Source organism: Micromonospora sp. NPDC050200 (assembly GCF_040656135.1).
GTDB lineage: Bacteria > Actinomycetota > Actinomycetes > Mycobacteriales > Micromonosporaceae > Micromonospora.
The window spans coordinates 1-22,898 of record NZ_JBFALG010000083.1; the positions used below are offsets into that span (position 1 = coordinate 1).

Annotated in this window: 8 protein-coding genes; all 8 read left to right on the forward strand. The window is 75.5% G+C overall.

Annotated elements, in window-relative coordinates:
* A partial coding sequence (locus AB0I41_RS31665) for a lantibiotic dehydratase (RefSeq protein WP_357114369.1) occupies positions 1–1,693 on the forward strand: 1,693 nt, incomplete at its 5' end.
* A complete protein-coding gene (locus AB0I41_RS31670; RefSeq protein ID WP_357114371.1) occupies positions 1,690–3,993 on the forward strand; it encodes a lantibiotic dehydratase in 2,304 nt (767 codons plus the stop codon). The genes AB0I41_RS31665 and AB0I41_RS31670, both read left to right, overlap by 4 nt.
* Positions 3,990–7,514 (forward strand): amino acid adenylation domain-containing protein, encoded by a 3,525-nt coding sequence (locus tag AB0I41_RS31675; RefSeq protein WP_357114373.1) that lies wholly within the window; start codon positions 3,990–3,992, stop codon positions 7,512–7,514. The genes AB0I41_RS31670 and AB0I41_RS31675 overlap by 4 nt, the downstream gene beginning before the upstream one ends.
* Before the next feature lie 11 nt (positions 7,515–7,525).
* Positions 7,526–12,997 carry an SDR family NAD(P)-dependent oxidoreductase gene (locus AB0I41_RS31680; RefSeq protein WP_357114375.1) on the forward strand — a complete coding sequence of 1,824 codons (5,472 nt, stop codon included), beginning with the start codon at positions 7,526–7,528 and terminating at the stop codon, positions 12,995–12,997.
* Between the two features lie 27 nt (positions 12,998–13,024).
* Complete coding sequence (locus AB0I41_RS31685; RefSeq protein WP_357114377.1) at positions 13,025–13,978, forward strand: TauD/TfdA family dioxygenase; 954 nt, start codon at positions 13,025–13,027, stop codon at positions 13,976–13,978.
* On the forward strand, positions 13,978–14,166 hold the full coding sequence (locus tag AB0I41_RS31690) for an MbtH family NRPS accessory protein (protein ID WP_357114379.1): 189 nt from the start codon (positions 13,978–13,980) through the stop codon (positions 14,164–14,166). The genes AB0I41_RS31685 and AB0I41_RS31690 overlap by 1 nt, the downstream gene beginning before the upstream one ends.
* The gene (locus AB0I41_RS31695) at positions 14,163–17,282 is read left to right on the forward strand and encodes an amino acid adenylation domain-containing protein (RefSeq protein WP_357114381.1); all 3,120 of its coding nucleotides are present in this window, start codon (positions 14,163–14,165) and stop codon (positions 17,280–17,282) included. Before AB0I41_RS31690 ends, AB0I41_RS31695 begins: the two co-directional genes overlap by 4 nt.
* Positions 17,279–22,837, forward strand: coding sequence for an amino acid adenylation domain-containing protein (locus tag AB0I41_RS31700; protein ID WP_357114384.1), 5,559 nt, complete (start codon positions 17,279–17,281; stop codon positions 22,835–22,837). Before AB0I41_RS31695 ends, AB0I41_RS31700 begins: the two co-directional genes overlap by 4 nt.
* Positions 22,838–22,898: the final 61 nt, after the last annotated feature.

The window sequence follows — 22,898 nt, forward strand, 5'->3', positions numbered from 1 at the left end:
GCCCGGCCGCCCGCCGGTGACCCTCACCCCGGTGGAGGCCGCCCTGCTCGCCGCCGCCGACGGCCGCCCCGCCCGCGAGCTGGTCGCCGACCCGGCCGCCGGGCTGCGCCGCCCCGAGGACGGGTACGCGCTGCTCGACCGGCTGGTCGAGCGGGAGCTGGTCAGCTGGGACGGCGCCCTGCCGGTCAGCCCGGACGCCGAGCGGGTGCTGACCGAGCGGATCGACGCCATCGGCGACGAGCCCGTCCGGACCGCCGCCCGGGCGGGGCTGGACCGGCTCGTCGCCGCCCGGGACGCGGTCGCCGCGGCCGCCGGTGACCCGTGGCGGCTGCGGACCGCCCTGGACACGCTCGACGCCACCTTCACCGAGCTGACCGGGCAGGCCGCGCAGCGCCGCGAGGGTCAGATGTACGCCGGCCGGACCCTCTGCTACGAGGACACCAGCCGGGACCTCGACGTGACCTTCGGCCGGCCGCTGCTGGACGGGATCGCCGCCCCGCTCGACGTGCTGCTGCGCGCCGCCCGGTGGCTGGTCGGCGCGCTGGAGGAGGCGTACACGGCGGTCTTCCGCGAGCTGTACGACGACCTGCGCGCCGGCGACGCGCCGGTGTCCCTGGCCGACCTGTGGTTCCTGGCCCAGGGGCTGTTCTGGGGCGACGGGGAGCGGCCGGTGGACCGCATCGCCGCCGAGTTCGCCGCCCGCTGGGCCGGGCTGTTCGGGCTGGCCACCCTGCCCGACGGCGTCACCGAGGTGACCATCGCGGTCGCCGACCTGGCCGACCGGGTCGACGCCGCCTTCCCGTCGCCCGGCCCCTCGGACTGGCCGCTGGCCCGGCTGCACAGCCCGGACCTGCAGATCTGCGCCACGGACAGCGCCGCGCTGGGCCGCGGCGACTACACCGTGGTGCTCGGCGAGCTGCACGCCGCCTGGGCGTCCTTCGACACCGCCCCGCTGGTCAGCGGCCACCCGGACGGCGAGCGGCTGCGGGCCGCGCTGGCCGCCGACGTCGGCGGGCGGCGGCTGCGACTGCTCTACCCGGCCGACTGGCCCCGCCGGACCAGCCGGGTCGCCGAGGCGCTGGCCGCCCCGACCGACCGGCAGTTGGCGTTCCACCCGGCGCCCGGCGCCGATCCGGCGCGGGTGCTGCCCACGGTGGACCTCGTCGTCACCGCCGACGGTGACCGGCTGGTCGCCACCGGCCCCGGCGGGCAGCGCTGGTCGCTGACCGAAGTCTTCGCCGAGCTGCTCAGCGCGCACGCGGTGGACGGGTTCAAGCTGGTCGCCGCCGCCCCGTACACGCCCCGGATCACCCTGGACCGGCTGGTGGTGGCCCGGCGGACCTGGCGGACCACCGCCGGGGAGAGCGGGCTGGGGCCGGCCACCGGGGAACGCCACCGCTTCCTCGCGGTACGCCGCTGGCGGGCCCGCCTCGGCCTGCCCGAACAGGTCTACGTCAAGCTCGGCAGCGAGACCAAGCCCTGCTTCGTGGACCTGACCAGCCCCGCGTACGCCAACATGCTCTGCGCGATGGTCCGCTCGGCGACCATGACCCACGGCGAGGGCGTACCGCTGGTGGTGGGCGAGATGCTGCCCGGCCCCGGCGACGCCTGGGTCCCCGACGCGGCCGGCCGGCGGTACCTCAGCGAGCTGCGGCTGCACATCGTCGACACGACCGGGGAGCCGCGCCGATGAGCCATCGCATCCCCCTCGGCGACACCGGCTGGTCGGTCTGGCGTGACGTGGTGCTGCGCACCGCCGGCTTCCCCGCCGCCGGGCTGGACGGCTTCGCCGCGCCCGACGCGGCCACCGCCGCCGACGCGCTGCTCGCCGGGGAGGGCGTCCGGGAGGTCGTCGACAAGGCGCTGCGCGAGGCGTTCGCGGAGTCCTCGGCGGTGGCCGGGGAACTGGCCGCCGACCCGCTGCTGCGCGAGGCGGTCACCTGGCAGAACCCGGACATGCTGATCGCATTGGACGGGCTGCTGCGCACCGACCCGGCGGTGCGCAACGTGCGCCGCCGCAAGCGCGAGCTGAGCCTGCTGCGCTACTGGCAGCGCTACTGCGGCAAGGCCGAGACGATCGGCTTCTTCGGCCCGGTCTGCTGGGGCACCCTCGACCCGGACGACCCGCGTACCCGGTTGGCTCCCGGCCCCGGGCTGGTCACCCGCCGGCAGGTGGGGTTCGAGGCCTGGGCCCTGATCGCGTACGCCGACCGGCTCGCCGACGACCTGGCGGTGCGCCGCTGGTGGGCGCCCGCGCGGCAACCGCACCTGACCGTGGAGGGCGGCCAGCTGCGCTGGCCGCTGCACCCGCCGATCCCGCTGTCGGCGGTCCAGGCCCGGCTGCTGGCATCCTGCGACGGGCGCACCGCGGCGGTCGAGCTGGCCGAGCGGGCCCGTGCCGACGGCGACGCCCGCGCCGTGGACGACGTCTTCCTGCTGCTGGACCGCTTCGTCGACCGCGGCCAGCTGACCTGGGACGCGAACCTGCCGAACAGCCCGGACGCCGAACGGGTGCTGGGCGAGCGGATCGCGGCGATCGGCGACCCGGCGGTGCGGGCGGCGGTGGCCGCCGACTTCGACCGGCTCCGCGCCGCCCGGGACGCGGTCGCGGCCGCCGCCGGCGACCCGGACCGGCTCGGCGCCGCGCTGGCCGCGCTCAACGCCGAGTTCACCGCGGTCACCGGCCGCCCCGCCACCCGGCAGAGCGGCCAGATGTACGCCGGGCGCACCGTCTGCTACGAGGAGAGCGCCCGCGACCTCGACGTCACCGTCGGCGCCACCGTGCTCGACGCGCTGGCCGCCCCGCTCGCCGTGGTGCTCCAGGCGGCCCGCTGGCTGACCGCCGAGATCGGCGCCGGCTGCGCCGAGATCCTCGCCGACCTGCACGACGAGCTCGCCGCCGACGGTCCGGTACGGCTGGCCGACATCTGGTCGCTGGCCCAGGGGATGCTGGTCGCCCCGGACGGCCCGATCGCCCGCGCCGGGGTGGCCTTCACCGACCGGTGGGCGCAGCTGCTCGGGCTGCGGCACCTGCCGACGGGCTGCGCCGAGCTGCGGCTGCGCGCCGAGGACCTGGCCGGTCCGGCCCGCGCGCTGTTCGCCGCCGAGCGGCCCGGCTGGCCGTCCGCCCGGATCCACAACCCCGACCTCCAGGTCAGCGCCGAATCCGCCGAGGCGATCGGCCGGGGCGAGTTCCTGCTCGTGCTCGGCGAGCTGCACCCGGCCACCGTCGCCTACGACAGCGCGGTGCTCACCCCGTTCCACCCCGACCCGGCGGCGCTGCGGGCCGCGCTCGACGCCGACCTGGGGCCGGCCCGGATCCGGGTGCTCTACCCGGAGAGCTGGCCCCGGCAGACCACCCGCACCACGTACGCCCTTACCGGCCCCGCGGACCGCCAGCTCGGCATCGACACCGCCCGGGGCGGCGACGTCGAGCGGCTGGTCCCGGCCACCGCCGTGACCGTGGTACGCGACGGCGACGGGCTGACCGCACTCTTCCCCGACGGGTCCCGCTGGCCGGTGATGGAGATCTTCGCCAACGTGCTCGGCTCGCTGCTGGTGGACACCTTCAAGCTGCTCGACCCGGCCCCGCACACGCCCAGGATCACCATCGACCGGCTGGTGGTGGCCCGGCGCACCTGGCGGACCACCGTGGCGGGCAGCGGGCTGGCCGGGCACGGCGACGAGACCGCGCGCTATCTCGCGGTGCGCCGCCTCCGGGCGGCGCTCGACCTGCCCGAGCGGGTGTTCGTCAAGGTCGGCACCGAGGTCAAGCCCTGCTACGTGGACCTCACCGGACCGCTGTACGCCCAGTCGCTGTGCGCCATGGTCGACGCCGCCGCGAAGACCGGCCCCGACGTGACGGTGGTGGTCACCGAGCTGCTGCCCACGCCGGCGCAGGCCTGGGTGCCCGATGCCGCCGGGCGCGGCTACGTCAGCGAGCTGCGCCTGCAGATCACCGATCCAGCCACCTACCGGGGAGAGCACGGGTGACCGACATCCTGTCCATCAGCGCCGTCGCGGGGGAACAGCTGCCCTGGCCGGACGGGACGCTGGCCGACCTGATCACCGCCCGGGCCACGCGCTGCCCGGACGCGGTCGCGGTCCGCCAGTGGGACGACCGGATCACCTACCGGGAGCTGGTCGGCCGGGCGGCCGGGGTGGCCGCCGCGCTGCGGGCCCGGGGCGTGGGCCGGCAGACCCGGGTCGGGGTCTGCGGGCGGCGCCGGCCCCGGCTGGTCGTCGACGTCCTCGGGGTGCTCCTCGCCGGCGGCTGCTACGTGCCGTTGGAGCCGGACGGCCCCCGCGAGCGGCTGCGCGAGATCGTCGCCGACGCCGGGGTGTCGCTGGTGGTGGGCGACGCGGCGGCCGGGCTCGCCGACCTGCCGGGCGTCGAGGTGGTGGAGTCCGCCGGCCCGGCTCCGCTGGCGCCCGGCCCGGCCCGGCCCGGTGACCCGGCGTACGTGCTGTTCACCTCCGGCTCCACCGGCCGCCCCAAGGGGGTGCTGACCACCCACCGCAACGTGGTCGAGTTCGTCACCGGCTGCGCGGCGGTCAGCGGCGCCGACGCGGGGGTGCGCAGCCTCGGCATCGCCTCGCTCGGCTTCGACGCGGCCACCATGGACGTCTTTCTGCCGCTGCTGCTCGGCGGCGCGGTGCAGCTGCTCGGCGCCGAGGACCGGGCCGACCCGGCCCGGCTGGCCCGGTTCATCGCCGCGCACGAGGTGAACTGGGGCTTCATCACCCCGACCGTGCTGTCCATGCTGGATCCGGCCGACGTGCCGGGCTGGCGGACCGTGCTCTGCGGCGGGGAGGCGGTCCCCGCCGAGCTGGCCGCCCGCTGGGCACCGGGGCGGCGCTTCCTCAACGGCTACGGCCCGACCGAGACCACCGTGCTCGCGGTCACCGGCGAGCTGACCGGCGACGAGAGCGACCCAATGCCGATCGGCCTGCCGCTGCCCAACCACCGGGCGTACGTGGTGGACGCCGAGCTGCGCGCGGTGCCGCCGGGGGAGTCCGGCGAGCTGCTGATCGGTGGCCCCGGCCTGGCCGACGGCTACCTGGACCGGCCCGGGCTGACCGCCGAAAGGTTCGTCCCCGACCCGTTCTCCGGCCTGCCCGGCGAGCGGCTGTACCGCACCGGCGACCTGGTCCGCCAGGCGGCCGACGGGCGGATCGTCTACCTCGGGCGCACCGACCGGCAGGTGAAGATCCGGGGCCAGCGCATCGAGCTGGGCGAGGTCGAGGCCGTGCTGGCCGCCGCCCCCGGCGTCGACCGGGTCGCCGTCGAGGCGGTGCCCGGGCCGGCCGGCACCGAGCTGGTCGCGGTCCTCACCCCGGCCGGCGCGCCGGACGACGAGGCGGTCCGGGCGTACGCCCGGCCGCGGCTGACCGCCGCGATGCTGCCGGCCCGCCTGCTGCGCCGCGACGACCTGCCGGTCAGCCCGGTCACCGGCAAGCTGGACCGGCCGGCGCTGCGTGCCCTGGCGGTGGCCGCGCTGACCGCCGGGCCCACCGCCGAGGAGCCGGCCGGCCCGGCCGGCCCGGCCGACCCGGTGACGCGGGCGGTGACCCGGATCTGGGCCCGGCTGCTCGGCGCGGCTCCCGGCCCGGACACCGACTTCCTCGCCGCCGGCGGCAACTCCATCGCCGCGATGCGCCTGGTCGCCGCGCTCCGCGCCGAGCTGGGCCGGCACGTCGACACCCGGGACGTGCTCGCCGGGCGCACCCTGGGCGGCCTGGTCGCCCGGCTGCGTGCCGCCGCCCCGGCAGACGCCGAGGGGCTGAGCACCGGCAACCCGCCCACCCTGTCCCCGCCGCAGCGCCGGCTCTGGTTCGTCGACCAGCTCGCCCCCTCCAGCGCCCCGTACAACATCGCCGTCGCGCACCGGCTGCGCGGCCCGCTGGACACCGCCGCGCTCGGGGCGGCGCTGCGGGCCGTCGCCGAGCGGCACGACGTGCTGCGCTGGCGGATCCCGCAGACGGCCGGGGTGCCGTACGCGGTCTGCGAGGAGCCCACCGACGTGGCCGTGCCGGTGGTCGACCTGACCGGGAGCGTCGACGCCGAGGCGGAACTGGCCGGGATGCTCGCCGCCGGCGCCGCGCACGCCTTCGACCTGGCCACCGGGCCGCCCTGGCAGGTGGCCGTCTACCGGCTCGGCGCCGACGAGCACGTGCTGGCGATGACCATGCACCACGCGGTCTTCGACGGCTGGTCCGAGGCGGTCCTCTACGACGACCTCGCCGCCGCGTACGTCCGGGCCGTCACCGGGGCCACCCCGACGCTGCCACCACCGGCCGCCACGTACGCCGACTACGCGGTCTGGCGGGCCGAGCGGGACCGCCGCCGGGGCGCGGCGGACCTGGCCTGGTGGGCCGAGCACCTGCGCGGCGTGCCCACCGTGCTGGAGCTGCCCCGTGACCGGCCCCGCCCGGCGGTGCAGACCTACGCCGGCGCCGAGTCTGCGGTGCGCTTCTCGGAGCCTGCCGACCGGGCGGTCCGCACTCTGGCCGCACGGCGCGGCACCACGGCCGCCGCGGTGCTGCTGGCCGGCTTCGGCGAGCTGCTGCGCCGGCTCACCGGCGGCGACGACCACGTCGTCGGGGCGATCGTCGCCGACCGCCGGCTGGCCGCCTTCGACGACGTGGTGGGCTTCTTCATCGACACCGTGCCGGTGCGGCTGCGTACCGGCGGGGCCAGCTTCGCCGAGCTGGTCGACCGGTGCGCCGCCGAGCTGCACGAGGTCACCGCCCACCCGGGGGCGCCGCTGGAACGCGTCGTCGAGGCCCTCGGCGTCGGCCGGGACACCTCCCGCGCGCCCCTGGTGCAGGTGCTGTTCAACGTGCTCAACTTCGCCCCGCCCCGGCTGGCGCTGACCGGGCTGACCGGCACGCCGGTCCCGGTGCCGAAGCCCGGCTCGCCTTTCGACATCACCGTCTACGTGGTCGAGCGGGACGGCCGGTTCGGCGTGGAGGTGGTCCACAACCCGGACCTGTTCGACGCCGACCGGATCGACGCGCTCCTGGCCGACCTGGCCGAGCTGGTCGGGGCGCTCGCCGCCGATCCGGACGCGCCGGCCGACGCGGTCGCCGCCGCGCTGCCCCGGCCCACCGTACGGACGCCGCAGCTCGGCGCGATGACCGTGGCGGCCGCCGAGGCTCCCCGTACCCCCGTGCCGGCCGGCCCGGACGGGTTGACCGACACCGAGGGGCTGATCGCCGGCATCTGGCGGGAGGTGCTGGACACCGACCGGGTCGGGGTCTCCGACAACTTCTTCGACATCGGCGGCCACTCGCTCGCCCTGGCCGCGGTGCACGCCCGGCTCACCGCCGCCACCGGCCGCTCGATCACCATGCTCGACCTGTTCCGCCACCCCACCATCCGGGCGCTCGCCGCCAGCCTCGACGGCGCCGCCGACCGGCCGGAACTCGCCCGCGCCGCGCTGCGGGCCGCCGCCCGGCGCAGCCGCACCCGCCGCAACCCGCCCCGCCGCCCCGGCGGCACCGCGCAATGAAGGACACGCAGATGGACAACCCGATGGCACCCGACCTTTCCGCCGACGACGGCATCGAGCCGATCGCGATCGTCGGGCTCGCCGCCCGGCTGCCCGGCGCGGCCGACGTCCGGGAGTTCTGGCGCAACCTGGTCGACGGCGTCGAGTCGGTCACCGAGCTGACCCGGGAGGAGCAGCTGGCCCGGGGCGCCACCGTGGAGGAGGTCGACGACCCGGGGTGGGTCAGCCGGGCGCCGCTGGTCGACGGGTACGACGAGTTCGACGCCGAACTGTTCGGGATGACCGCCCGGGAGGCGGAGATCACCGACCCGCAGCACCGGCTGTTCCTGGAGAGCTGCCACACCGCGTTGCAGGACGCCGGGTACGACCCGGCCCGCTACGACGGCGCGGTCGGCGTGTACGCCGGCACCGGCGGCAACACCTACCTGCACCGGTACGTCATCCGCAACAAGCGGGTCGGCGGCAACCCGCACGGCGTCGTCTCCCTCGCCACCGGCAACTCGCCGAACTACGTGGCCACCAACGTGTCGTACCGGCTGGACCTGCGCGGGCCGAGCCTGACCGTGCACACCGCCTGCTCCACCTCGCTGGTCGCGTTCCACCTGGCCTGCGAGGCGCTGCGCAACGGCGAGTGCGACATGGCGCTCGCCGGCGGCGTCAACATCGAGCTGCCGCACGTCGGCTACCTCGGCATGGACGGCTTCACCTCGCCGGACGGCCGGTGCCGGCCGTTCGACGCCACGGCCAACGGCACGGTCTGGGGCAGCGGCGTCGGGGTCACCCTGCTCAAGCGCCTCTCCGACGCGATCGCCGACGGCGACGCGATCCGCGCGGTAGTGCTCGGCAACGCCATCAACAACGACGGCGCGGGCAAGGTCGGCTTCACCGCCCCGAGCATCGACGGGCAGATGGAGGCGATCGCCCAGGCCGTCGGGATGGCCGGCGTCGAGCCGCGCAGCATCAGCTACGTCGAGGCGCACGGCACCGGCACCGCGATGGGCGACCCGATCGAGGTGGCCGCCCTCTCCGCCGTCTACACCCGGGACACCGACGACCGGGGCTGGTGCGGCATCGGCTCGGTGAAGTCCAACATCGGCCACCTCAGCCAGCCCTCCGGCATCGTCAGCGTGATCAAGACGGTGCTGGCGATGGAGCACGGACTGATCCCGCCGAGCATCAACTACGAGACCGCCAACCCGGCGATCGACTTCGCCGACACCCCGTTCTACGTGGCGAACACGCTCACCAAGTGGGACACCGACGGCGGGCCGCGCCGGGCCGGGGTCAGCTCCTTCGGCATCGGCGGCACCAACGCCCACGTGGTGCTCCAGGAGGCGCCGGCGGCGTACCGGACCGACCGGAAGGTCCGCCCGGCGCAGCTGCTGCACGTGTCGGCGAAGACCGCCACCGCCCTGGACACCGCCGTGGCGCGGCTCGCCGAGCACCTGGAGGGCGCCACCGACGGCGGGCCGCAGCTGCTCGCCGACGTGGCGCACACCCTGCGGGTGGGCCGGCAGGAGTACCCGCACCGACGCGCGGTCGTCGCCACCGACCTGACTTCCGCGGCGGCTGCCCTCCGTGATCCGCGTCGCGGACACCGCGGTCTGACCGACCGTCCAGCACCAACCGTCTGCTTCCTCTTCTCCGGTCAGGGTTCCCAGTACGCCGGGATGGGCGGGCAGCTCTACGGCGAGGAGCCCGCCTTCGCCGCCACCGTGGACGAGTGCGCCGAGCTGCTCCGCCCCGAGCTGGGGCTGGACATCCGCGACCTGATTCTCGGCCGGGACCCGGAGGCGGGGGAGAAGCTCACCGAGACCCGCTACACCCAGCCGGCCCTCTTCGTCGTCGAGTACGCCCTCGCCACGGCATGGCGGCGGGCCGGGGTGCGGCCGGCCGCGATGATCGGCCACTCCATCGGCGAGTACGTCGCCGCCACCGTCGCCGGGGTGCTGAGCCTGCCGGACGCGCTGCGGGTGGTCGCCGCGCGGGGCCGGCTGATGCAGTCCCTGCCGTCCGGCTCGATGCTGGCCGTCGCGCTGGACGAGTCGGTGGTCGCGCAGCGCCTCCCCGAGGGGCTGGCCATCGCCACCGTCAACGGCCCGGGCACCTGCGTGGTGGCCGGCGAGAGCGACGCGGTCGCCGCGTTCGGCGAGACGATCAAGGGCAAGAGCAAGGCGCTGCGCACCTCGCACGCCTTCCACTCGCCGATGATGGAACCGATCCTGGCCGAGTTCACCGCGCTGATGGCGGCGGTGCCGCTGCGTCCGCCGGCCATCCCGTTCCTGTCCAACGTCACCGGCACCTGGATCACCGGGGAGCAGGCCACCGACCCGGCGTACTGGGCCGCGCACCTGCGCCAGCCGGTGCGCTTCGGCGCCTGCGTGGCCGCCCTGCTCGCCGAGGGCACCTGGGCGCTGCTGGAGTGCGGCCCCGGCCGGCAGCTGGCCAACCTGGCCCGGATGCAGGTCGCCAAGGCCGCCCCGGCCCAGCGGGCGCTGACCCCGCTGGCCAGCCTGCCCGGCCCGGGCGAGCACGCCGGCGACCTGGCCACCCTGTTCACCAGCGCCGGCGCGCTCTGGTGCGCCGGCATCGGCGTGCGGCTCGACGCCGACCCCGCCGCCCGCCGGGTGCCACTGCCCACGTACCCGTTCGAGCGCCGCCGCTACTGGGTGGACCCGGATCCGGTGGAGCAGGCCGCCGCGCCGGTGGAGCGCGGACCGCGCTCGCTGCCGGAGTGGTTCGCCGTGCCGGTCTGGCGGCAGGCCGCCGCCGAGCCGCGGACCGGGCCGCTGGGCCGCTGCCTGGTCCTCGTCGACGGTCCGCGTGGCGACGCGCTGGTCGCGGCGCTGCGGGCCGCGGGCGCCGCGCCGATCGTGGTACGCGCCGGCGAGCGCTTCGAGGCCGTCGACGACGGGTACCGGCTGCGCCCCGGCGCCCGCGAGGACCACGACGCCCTGGTGGCCGCGCTCGCCGCCGACCCGCCGGAGCGGCTGGTGCACGCCTTCGCCCTCGACGGCGACCCGGCCGGCACCGACGTCGCCGCCGCCTGGGCCGCCCAGGACCGGGGCTTCTTCAGCGCGCTGCACCTGGTGCAGGCGCTCGCCGGGGCCGGGCTGGCCGCCGACGAGCGGGCCCGCGCCCTCGACCTGGTCACCGCGGGCATCGGGGACGTGACCGGCGCCGATCTGGTCCGTCCCGAGCACGCCACCCTCGCCGGGCTGGCCCGGGTGCTCCCGGCCGAGCTGCCCGGGCTGACCGTCCGGCTGGTCGACGCCGATCCGGCGACGTCCGACGTGGACGCGCTCGTCGCCGAGCTGCGCCGGCCGGTCGACCCGGAGCGCGCCGAGCTGGCGCTGCGCGGCCCGCGCCGCTGGGTGACCGGCTACGAGCAGGTCACCGTCGACGCCGAGGGCGAGCCGGGCGCGCTGCGCGAGGGCGGCCGGTACGTGATCACCGGCGGCCTGGGCGGCATCGGCGTCACCCTGGCCGAGGACTTCGCCCGGCGGGCGAAGGCGAAGCTGGTGCTGCTCGCCCGCTCCGGCCTGCCGCCGCGCACGGAGTGGGACGACCACCTGGCGGTGCACGGCGGCGCGGACCGCACGGGCCGGGCGATCGCGGCGATCCGCCGGATGGAGGCGGCCGGCGCGTCGGTGCTGGTGCTCGCCGCCGACGTCACCGACCCGGCCGACCTGCGCCGGGTCCGCGCGGCGGCCGAGGCCGAGTTCGGCGGGATCGACGGCATCGTGCACGCCGCCGGCCTGCCCGGCGGTGGCATGGCAGAGATCAAGGAGCGGGCCGAGGCGGAACGGGTGCTCGCGCCGAAGGTCGCCGGCACCCTCGCCCTGGCCGGGGTCTTCGGCGACCTGCCGCTGGACTTCGTGGTGCTCTGCTCCTCGATCACCGCGGTGGTCGGCGGCTTCGGCCAGGTCGACTACTGCGCGGCGAACAGCTTCCTCGACGCGTACGCCCGGGCCGGCACGGGCTTCCGGGCCCCGGTGGTGTCGCAGAACTGGGGCGGCTGGGCCGAGGTGGGCATGGCGGTGGAGACGGACGCGCCGGCCGGCTTCCGGGCCGCCGGGCGGGACACCGTCACCAGCCCGCTGGACCACCCGGTGCTCACCACGAAGGTGACTGCCCCGGACGGCGTCGTGCTGCACGGCCTGGTCTCGGCCGGCACCCACTGGCTGCTCGACGAGCACCGCATCGGCGGCGTGCCGGTGGTGCCCGGCACCGCCCACCTGGAGTCGGTCCGGGCGGCGGTGGCCGCCGCGCTGCCCGCCCCGGCCGGGGACACGGCGGTGGAGCTGCGCGACGTGGTCTTCCTGGAGCCGTTCTCGGTGCCGGACGGCACGGTCGCCCAGTACCGGGTCGAGCTGACCCCGGCCGAGGACGGCGTGGACTTCGCGGTGCGCAGCCTCGCCGCCGGTCAGCTGCGCACCCACGTGCGTGGCGGGGCCGGCTGGACCGACGAGCCGGCCCCGCCGGCCCGGGTCCCGGCCGTTACCGGTCGGCGGGTGGACGACGACGCCTCGTTCGGCCGGGGGCGCACCAGCATGCTCAGCTTCGGGCCGCGCTGGGCCGCGCTGGCCGAGCACCACCTGGGCGAAGGGGAGGAGCTGGCCCGGATCGCCGCACCCGCCGAGGCGGTCGGCGACCTGTCCTCCTGGGGGCTGCACCCGGCGCTGCTGGACGTGGCCACCGCGTTCGGCCGGGGCCAGGGCAGCGGCACCTACCTGCCGCTGTCGTACGGGCGGATCGTGGTGCGCGGCGTCCTGCCGGCGCGGTTCGACAGCCACCTGCGGCACCGGGACAGCGCCACTGACGAGGTGGTCGCCGCGGACCTGTCGCTGGTGGACGCCGACGGCCGGGAGCTCGTCGCGATCAGCGACTTCGTGCTGCGCCGGGTCGACCAGGGCGCGGTGACCGGTGGGCTGGCCACCGCCGGCGCCCCGTCGCAGGAGGCAGCCCCGGCGTCGGGCACCCCGACCGAGGACATCCGGCCGGTCGACGGGGCCGAGGCGTTCCGGCGCAGCCTCAGCGCCGGGCTCGGCGCCCAGGTCGTGATCACCACCCGGGCCGTCGACGACATCCGCCGCCGCGCCTCCCGGGTGACCACCGGGAGCCTGGAGACCGCGGACGACCCGGCCGTCAGCACCCCGGCCGCCACCGGCGGTGGCTCCGCCGCGCCGCGTACCGAGTTGGAGATCACCATCGCCCAGGTCTGGCGGGACGGGCTGGGGGTCGCCGAGGTCGGCGTGGACGACGACTTCTTCGCCCTCGGCGGCAACTCCCTGGTCGCGGTGCAGTTGATCGCCGCGATGCGCAAGGCGACGGGAGTGCGACTGCCCATGCGCAGCCTCTTCGAGACCCCGACGGTCGCCGGCCTGGCCGCCCGGATCGAGGAACTGCGCGCCACCGCCGCGCCCGCCGACGAACCCGCCCCGGACACCATCCCCGCCATCCCGCGGCTGCCCCGCGACTGAGCGTCGAGAAACAGGAGTGACAGAGCAATGAGCGACACGATCGCCACCCTGCCGGTGGTCGTCGAGAGCGACGGCACACCACTGACCGAGGTCATCGACCGGCGGCGGGCGGAACTGCGCGCCACCCTCACCGAACACGGCGGGCTGCTGTTCCGCGGCTTCGACGTCGGCGGGGTGGACGGCTTCGACCGGGTGGTGCGGGAGTTCTCCGGCGAGCCTTTGACCTACACGGAGCGGTCCTCGCCCCGGCACGCCATCAAGGGGCGGGTCTACACCTCGACCGACTACCCGCCGGACGAGGAGATCTTCCTGCACAACGAGAACTCGTACCAGGCGCGCTGGCCGCTGACGCTGTTCTTCTACTGCATCAGCCCGCCGGACACTCTCGGCGCCACCCCGCTCGCCGACGTCCGCCGGGTGTACGACGAGATCGACCCGGCGGTTCGCGAGGAGTTCGTCCGGCGTCGCTGGATGCTGGTGCGCAACTTCCACGCCGACTTCGGCACCCGCTGGCAGGACGTGTTCGACACCGAGGACCGCGCCGAGGTCGAGGCGTACGCGGCGGCGAACCGGATCCGGCTGGAGTGGGTCGGCGCGGACGGGCTGCGGACCCGGGCGGTGCGCGACGTGGTGCACCACCGGCCCGGTTCGGAGGCCCCGCGCTGGTTCAACCACGCCACCTTCTTCCACGTGAGCACCCTCCCGAAGGACTACCAGGAGGGGCTGCTGGACATGTTCGGCGCCGACGGGCTGCCGGCGAACACCTACTACGGCGACGGGGGCGAGATCCCCGCCGACGTGGTGGACCACCTGCGGGCCGCCTACCGGGCCGCCAGCGTCCGCTTCGACTACCGACGCGACGACGTGCTGGTGGTCGACAACATGACCGCCGCGCACGGCCGCGAGCCCTTCACCGGGCCGCGCCGGATCGCCGTGGCGATGGCCGAACCGCACACCCCCGAGAGCGCTGGAGAGCACTGATGGCCGAATCCCGATTCCTGGTCGTCCGCAACGACGAGGAGCAGTACTCGATCTGGTCGGCCGATCGCGACCTGCCCGCCGGATGGCACGACGCCGGCTTCGCCGGCACCCGCGAGGAGTGCCTGTCCCACGTGGACACCGTCTGGACCGACATGCGCCCCCGCTCCGTACGGGAGGTCTCCTCGTGACCCGGGAGTGGACCTTCCCGGCCTCCTTCGCGCAGGAGCGGGTGTGGATGGCCAACCAGCTGGACACCGCCTCGCCGGTCTACAACGTCTCCGCCCCGTGGCGTTTCCCGGTCGGCATCGACGCGGACACCGCCGGCGAGATCGTCGGCCGGGTCGTCGCCCGGCACGAGGCGCTCCGTACCCACCTGAGGATGGACGACGACACCCTGGTCCAGGTGGTGCGGGAGCACGAGCCGGTGCGGCTGCCCGCTGACGACCTGCGCGACCTGCCGGAGGCCGAGCGCGCCACCCGGTACGCCGCGCTGCGCACCGAACTGGCCCGCACCCCCGTCCCGCTGGACGCCCCGCCGCTGTGGCGGGCCCGGCTGGTCCGCCTCGACGACGCCTGGACGCTGTTGTTCGTGGTGCACCACGCCGTCTTCGACAGCCACTCGGCGGTGCTCCTGGTGGCCGAACTGGCCGCGTTCAGCCAGGCCGCGCTGACCGGCGCGCCGGCCGCCGTGCCCGAGCTGCCCATCCAGTACGCCGACTTCGCGGTCTGGCAGCGCGGCCAGCTCACCGGCGCGGAGCTGGACCGGCAGCTGGCCTTCTGGACCGGCCACCTGGCCGGGGCGCCGCCGGTCACCGGCCTGCCGCTGGACCGTCCCCGCCCGGCCCAGCTCGGCTTCGCCGGCGACGAGGTGCGCTTCGCCCTGCCCGACGGGCTGCTCGACCGGGTCGGCCGGCTCGCCGCCGGGTCGGCGGCCACCCCGTACATGGTGCTGCTGGCCGGGTTCGCCGCCCTGCTGTCGCGGATCTCCGGCGACACCGACGTGGTGGTCGGCGTCTCCACCGCCGGCCGGGACACCGCCGAGCTGACTCCGCTGATCGGCATGTTCGTCAACCCGGTCGCGCTGCGCTGCGACGTCGGTGGCGACCCCAGCTTCGCCGCGCTGCTCGGCCGGGTCCGCGCCGGACTGGTGGACGCGATGGAGCACGGCCGGACCCCGTTCCAGCGGATCGTCGAGGCGGTCGCCCCGCACCGCGACCCGTCCGTGCAGCCGATCTTCCAGACCGCGCTGAACTTCATCCCCGACTCCGGGCTGGACCCGGTGGAGCTGGGCACCACCAAGGACGACCTCGCCTTCGACGTCACCACCGGCGAGAGCCGTCTGGTCTACCGCACCGACCTGTTCGACCGGGCCACCGCCGAGGCCGTGGTCGCCCGCTACGTGCGGCTGCTCACCGCCGCCGTCGACGACCCGGGGCAGCCGGTCTCCGCGCTGCCGCTGCTCGACGACACCGAGCGGGACCTCGTTCTGCGGACCTGGAACGGCGAGGACACCGCCCCGGCGTTCAGCTCCGTGGTCGAGCGGGTGCAGCGGCAGGCCGCCGCCACCCCGGAGGCCGTCGCCCTGGTCTGCGAGGGCGTCTCGCTCACGTACGCCGAACTGAACGCCGCCGCCAACCGGCTCGCCCGGGTGCTGGTGGCCCGGGGCGCCGCCCCGGAGAGCCGGGTGGCGCTCGCCCTGCCCCGCTCGCCCGAGCTGCTGGTCGCCGTCCTCGCCGTGCTCAAGTCCGGCGCCGCGTACGTCCCGGTGGACACCGGCTACCCGGCCGGGCGGATCGCGTACCTGCTCTCCGACGCGGAGCCGGCGCTGGTGCTGGCCCTGCCGGAGACCGCCGCGCTGGTGCCCGCCGGCGCGGTGGTGCTCGACGGGGAGGTCGGCGCCGACCAGGCCGACACGGACCTGACCGACGCCGACCGGGCCGCCCCGCTGCGCCCCGATCACCCGGCGTACGTGCTCTACACCTCCGGCTCCACCGGCCGGCCGAAGGGTGTGGTGGTCGAGCACCGGGCGGTCGCCGCGTACCTGGCCTGGGCCCGGGACGCCTACCCGGGGCTGGCCGGCACCGCGCTGCTGCACTCGCCGGTCTCCTTCGACCTCACCGTCACCGGCCTGCTCGGTCCGCTCACCGCCGGCGGCACCGTGCGGCTGGCCGGGATCGACTCCCCGCACGCCCGGGTCGGCGGCCGGCCGAGCTTCCTCAAGGTCACCCCGAGCCACCTGCCGCTGCTCGACGCCGCGCTGTCGCCCACCACCGACCTGGTGATCGGCGGCGAGGCGCTCACCGGCGAGCAGCTGGAGAACTGGCGGGCCGCGCACCCGGACGTGGCGGTCGTCAACGAGTACGGCCCGACCGAGGCGACCGTCGGCTGCGTCGCCGCCCGGATCGCGCCCGGCCAGCCGCTCGGCGCCGGCCCGGTGCCGATCGGCCGTCCCACCGCCGGCGCGCGGGTGTACCTGCTCGACGCCGCGCTCCAGCCGGTGCCGCCGGGCGTGGTCGGCGAGCTGTACGTCGCCGGGGACCAGCTGGCCCGGGGCTACCTGCGCCGGCCCGGCCGCACCGCCGAGCGCTTCCTGCCCTGCCCGTACGGCCCGCCGGGGCAGCGGATGTACCGCACCGGCGATTTGGCCCGCTGGCGGGTCGACGGCACGCTGGACTACCTGGGCCGCCGCGACGACCAGGTCAAGGTGCGCGGCATGCGGATCGAGCTGGGCGAGATCGAGTCGGCGATGCTGGCCCACCCGCAGGTCCGCGAGGCGGCGGTGGCGGTGCGCACCGACTCGGGGGAGCCGGCCCTGGTCGGCTACCTGGTCGGCGAAGCCGACGAGGCCACTCTCGCCGCCGAGCTGGCCCGGGAGCTGCCGGCCCACCTGGTGCCGGCGGCGTTCGTCCGGCTCGACGCGCTGCCGCTGACCCCGAACGGCAAGCTGGACCGGGCCGCGCTGCCGGCTCCGCCGGCCGCCCCGGCGCCGGACGACTACGTCCCGCCGCGCACCGACGCCGAGGCCCTGGTGGCCGAGGTGTACGCCGCGATCCTCCAGGTGGAGAAGGTCGGCGCGCTGGACGACTTCTTCGCCCTCGGCGGCAACTCGCTGCGCGGCATGCGGGCGATGGCCCGGATCCGCGCCGAGGTGGACGTCGACCTGCCGATGCGGGCGCTGTTCAGCAGCCCCGTGGTCGCCGACCTGGCCGCCCAGATCGAGCAGCGGATCGCCGCCGAGCTGGACGAGCTCTCCGAGACCGAGGTCGCCGCGCTGCTGGCGGCGGAGAAGGACACCCCCTCATGACGGACCTGAAGGATCCCGCCCGCGATGCCGCCCGGGCGGCGCTGATCGCCCAGCGGCTGCGCCGGCGGCAGGCCACGCCCACCGCCCGGATCACCCCCCGCCCCGAGGGCGCCGAGGTGCCGCTGTCGTACGCCCAGGAGCGGGTCTGGTTCATGGACCAGCTCGCCCCCGGCGAGGCGGCGTACCACATCGCGGTGCCGCTGCGGGTGCGCGGCCCGTTGGACCTGGCGGCGCTGCGCGCCGCGCTGGCGGGGCTGACCGCCCGGCACGAGTCGCTGCGTACCCGCTTCCCGGCGGACGCCGACGGCCGCCCCACGGTCGTCGTCGCCGACACCGTCGAGGTGCCGCTGACCATCGTGGACGCCCCGGACGAGGAGGCCGCGCAGGCGCTGGTGGACGCCGCCGCGGCCGAGCCGTTCGACCTGGCGGCGGGGCCGCTGCTGCGCGCCCTGCTGATCCGGCTGGCCGCCGACGACCACGTGCTCTTCCTCGGCAAGCACCACATCGTCGGCGACGGCTGGTCGGTCGACGTGCTGCTGCGGGACCTGATCACCCGCTACCGGGGCGGCGAGCCGCCCGCCCTGCCGGTGCAGTACGGCGACTTCGCCGCCTGGGAGGCCCGCGAGCTGGACGGGCCGCAGGCCCGGGGGCACCTCGACTGGTGGAAACGGCGGCTGGCCGGGATCACCCCGCTGGAACTGCCGCTGGACCGGCCCCGCCCGGCCACCCAGACCTACCGGGGCGACTTCGTCGAGTTCCAGGTGGACCGGGCGGTCACCGACGGGCTCGCCGCGCTCACCCGCGCCTCCGGCGGGACCCTGTTCATGACCCTGCTCGCCGCGTACCAGGTGCTGCTGTCGCGGCACGCCGGGCAGGAGGACTTCGCCGTCGGCGCCTCGGTCGCCGGCCGGTCGGCCCCGGAGCTGGAGAACCTGGTCGGCATGTTCATCAACATGCTGCCGATGCGCGCCGAACTGGCCGGCGACCCGACCTTCACCGAGCTGCTGGAGCGCACCCGGCGGGCCGTGCTGGACGGTTTCGAGCACGCCGAGGTGCCGTTCGCGAAGGTGGTGCACGAGCTGGGGCTGCCGCGTGACGTCAGCCGGTCACCGGTGTTCCAGGCCATGTTCGTGCTGCAGAACTACGAGATGGGCCGCTTCTCCGGGGTCTCCGACGCCGACGCGGTGAGCTTCCGCTGGACGCCGATGGAGCTGCGGGCCACCCGGTTCGACTTCGAGCTGCACGCCGTCGAGGTGGCCGACGGCATCTGGGGCAAGCTGGTCTTCAACACCGACCTGTTCACCCGGGACACCGTCGAGCGGATGGCGCGGCGGTGGACCACCCTGCTGGCGGCGGTCGTCGCCGCCCCGGACACTCCGGTCTCCGCGCTGGACCTGCTCGCCCCGGCCGAGCGGGCGCTGCTGGCGAGCTGGAACGACACCGCCGCCGACTTCCCGGCCACCCAGACGCTGCACGGGCCGATCGAGGAGCGGGCCGCCCGCACCCCGGACGCGGTCGCGCTCACCATCGACGGCCGGTCGGCGACGTACGCCGAGCTGAACGCCGCGGCCAACCGGGTCGCGCACCGGCTCCGTGCCGCCGGGGTGGGCCCGGAGACCCTGGTCGGGGTCTGCGCCGAGCGGTCGGTGGAGTTGGTCACCGGCCTGCTGGGGGTGCTCAAGGCCGGCGGCGCGTACCTGCCGCTGGACCCGGAGTACCCGGCGGACCGGCTGGCCTTCATGGTCGACGACGCCGCCGCGCCGGTGGTGCTGGTGCAGGAACATCTGCGCGACGTGCTGCCGGCCACCGGGGCCACCGTGCTCGCCCTGGACGACGCGGGCGTCTGGGCCGGCCAGCCCGCCGACGACCCGACGCCGGCGGCCGGCCCGGAGCACCTGGCGTACGTCATCTACACCTCCGGCTCGACCGGCCGCCCGAAGGGGGTGCCGAACACCCACCGGGGCATCGTCAACCGGCTGGACTGGATGCAGCAGACCTACCGGCTCGGCGCCGACGACGCGGTGCTGCAGAAGACGCCGGCCAGCTTCGACGTCTCGGTCTGGGAGTTCTTCTGGCCGCTGCGTGTGGGCGCCCGGCTGGTGCTGGCCAGGCCCGGCGGCCACAAGGACGCCGGCTACCTCCGCGACCTGCTGGTCGCCGAGCGGGTCACCACCGCCCACTTCGTGCCGTCGATGTTGACCGTCTTCCTCGCCGAGGACGGCGTCGAAGCGGCGACCGGGCTGCGCCGGGTGATCTGCTCGGGCGAGGAGCTGCCGCTGGCCACCGCGGTCGACTTCACCGCCCGGCTGCCCGGGTGCGAGCTGCACAACCTGTACGGCCCGACCGAGGCGGCCATCGACGTCAGCGCCTGGCACTGCGACCCGGCGCTGCTGCCGGGCCTGACCAGCGTGCCGATCGGCGGCCCGATCGCCAACCTGCGGCTGCACGTGCTGGACACGCGCGGCAACCCCTGCCCGGTCGGGGTGGCCGGCGAGCTGCACATCGGCGGGGTCGGGCTGGCCCGCGGCTACCACCGCCGACCCGCGCTCACCGCCGAGCGGTTCGTGCCGGACCCGTTCTCCGGCGAGCCGGGCGCCCGGCTCTACCGCACCGGCGACCTGGCCCGCTGGGTGCTCGCCCCGGGGGCCGTACCCGTCGGTGCCGAAGCGTCCGCGACGGCGACCGGCCCGGCGGCCGACGGGGCCGGGCGGCCAGCCGGGGTGATCGAGTTCCTGGGCCGGATCGACCACCAGGTGAAGCTGCGCGGCCTGCGGATCGAGCTGGGCGAGATCGAGAGCGCGCTGCGCGAGCAGCCGGAGGTGACCGAGGCGGCGGTGGTGGTCCGCGAGGACACCCCGGGCGACAAGCGGCTCACCGCCTACCTGGTCGGGGCGGCTGAGCACGCCGCGCTCCGGGCGGCGCTGAAGGAGACCCTGCCCGAGTACATGGTGCCGGCGGCGTTCGTCACCCTGGACGCCCTGCCGCTGACCCCAAACGGCAAGCTGGACCGCAAGGCGCTGCCCGCCCCGGTGGTCACCCGGGAGGCGTCGGTCGCGCTGGTCGAGCCGCGTGACGACATCGAGCGGCTGCTCGCCGGCATCTGGTCGGAGGTGCTCGGCGTGGCCACGCTCGGCATCGACGACGACTTCTTCGACCTGGGCGGGCACTCCATGCTCGCCACCCAGGTGGTGGCGAAGATCCGCAAGGCGGAGCACGGCGGGCGCGCCGTCGGCGTGATGGACCTGTTCCAGCAGCGGACGATCCGCGAGCTGGCCGCGTTCATGTCCGGCGGCGGCGGCGACGGCGCCGACGGGCCGCGCCGGCTGCTCTACGAGCTGACCAGACCCGTCCCGGCGGCGAAGCGGGTGCTCAGCCACGTCTGCGTCCCGTACGGCGGCGGCAGCGCCATCGTCTACCAGCCGCTGGCCGACGCGCTGCCCGAGGGCCACGCGCTGTGGTCGCTGGCCATCCCCGGGCACGACGTCGGGCTCAGCGAGGACGGCCTGCCGTTCGAGGAGCTGACCAGCCGGGTCGCCGAGGAGATCCTGGAACGCGTCGACGGCCCGATCGCCCTGTACGGCCACTGCGGCGTGGGCAGCGCGATCGTCGCCGAGGTGGCCCGCAAGGTGGAGGCCGCCGGCCGTGACCTGGCGGCGGTCTACATCGGCGCGATGTTCCCGTTCGCCCGCCCCCGGGGTCTCTTCGCCACCGTGCGCAACCGGCTCGAACAGCTGCGCAGCAACCGGCACTACGCCAGCTGGCTGAAGTCGATGGGGGTGGACACCGACGAGCTGGACCCGGAGCAGGCGGACCGGATCATCAGCAACATGCGGGCCGACTCGCGGGCCTCCGAGGAGTACTTCACCGGCCTGCTCGACCGGGGCGCGGCGAAGCTGCGCGCGCCGATCATCTCGGTGGTCGGTTCGGAGGACCCGGTGACCGACTACCACGCCGAGCGGTACGCCGAATGGCAGTTCCTCAGCGACACCGTCGGCCTGGTGGTCCTCGACCAGGCCGGGCACTTCTTCCTCAAGTACCGCGCCGAGGAGCTGGCGGAGATCGTCACCCGGGTCCACCCGGCGGTGGCCGCCGGGGACGTCTCCGCCCTCACGCCGCAGGCCCGGGGAGCGGAGGCCGGCTGGGCGGTCGCCGCGCACCAGCGCGCCGGCCAGCCCGACCGGCCGGAGAAGACCGTGGTGAAGCCGAGCATGACCCGGTTCGTCGCGGTCACCGTCGGGCAGCTGGTCTCCACCACCGGCTCCGCGCTGACCGCGTTCGCGCTGCCGATCTGGTTGTTCACCCGGACCGGGTCGGTGGCCGACCTCGGCCTGCTCTGGGCGTTGGCACTGATCTGCGGCGTGCTGATGCTGCCGGTGGCCGGCGCGGTCACCGACCGGGTCAGCCGTCGCAAGATCATGATGATCGCCAGCTGCACCGCCGGGTCGATCCAGCTGGTGCTCGCCGCGCTGCTCTGGACCGAAAACCTGGTCCTCTGGCACATCTACGCCCTGGTGGCGTTGAGCCAGGTCGCGGGCTCGTTCCAGCGGATCGCCTTCCAGTCGGCGGTGCCGCAGCTGGTGCCGAAGCGCTACCTCGGGCACGCGATGGGCATCACCCAGCTCTCCAGCGGCTTCGCGATGCTGCTGATGCCCGTCTTCGCCGCCGGTCTGCTCGCCGCCATCGAACTCAAGGGCATCCTGCTCATCGACGTGGCGAGCTACCTGGTGGCGGTGCTGACCCTGGCCGTGGTGCGCTTCCCCGACCTGCTCGGCTGGCGACCCCGGGAGCGGCTGCTGGTGGCGATCGCCAACGGGCTGCGCTACTCGTGGCAGCACCGCGGGTTCCGGTTGATGCTCGGCTACTTCGCCCTGGGCAACATCTTCCTGGCCCCGGCGCTGGTGCTCACCACGCCGCTGGTGCTCTCCTTCGGCACCGCCACCCAGGTGGCGCAGGTGGCCCTGGCCGAGGCCTGTGGCGCGGTGGCCGGCGGCGTGCTGATGTCGCTGTGGGGCGGGCCCCGGCACCGGCGCATGGTCGGCGTGCTCGTCGGCAACCTCGGCACCGCGGTCGGCTGCGTCCTGGTCGGCCTGGACGCCTCCATGACGATGGTCTGCGTCGGCATCTTCTGGCTGGCCATGGCGATGACCACCGCGCAGTCGATCTACGCGACCATCGTGCAGGTCAAGGTGCCGCAGCGCTTCCACGGCCGGGTGTTCAGCCTCAACCAGACCATCTCCTGGTCGACCCTGCCGATCGGTTTCGCGCTGCTCGCCCCGGCGGCGACCAGCCTCTTCGAGCCGATGCTCGCCCCGGGCGGGTCGCTGGCCGGGTCGGTGGGCGCGGTGATCGGCACCGGCGCGGGCCGCGGCATCGGTTTCGCGTACGTCTGCTTCGGGCTGGCCCTCGTCCTGATCACGCTGGGCGGTTTCGCGATCCGGATGCTGCGCCGCTTCGACATCGAGGTGCCGGACTCGCTGCCCGACGACCTGATCGGCGCGCAGGAGCGCCAGCGGCGGCTCGCGGAGCGGGCGGCGACGCCGGAGCGGGGGTCTTGACTCTTTATCCAATTTGCCAGTCTGTGCCTTTTAATTGGGGCATTTAGCCCATTTACATTTA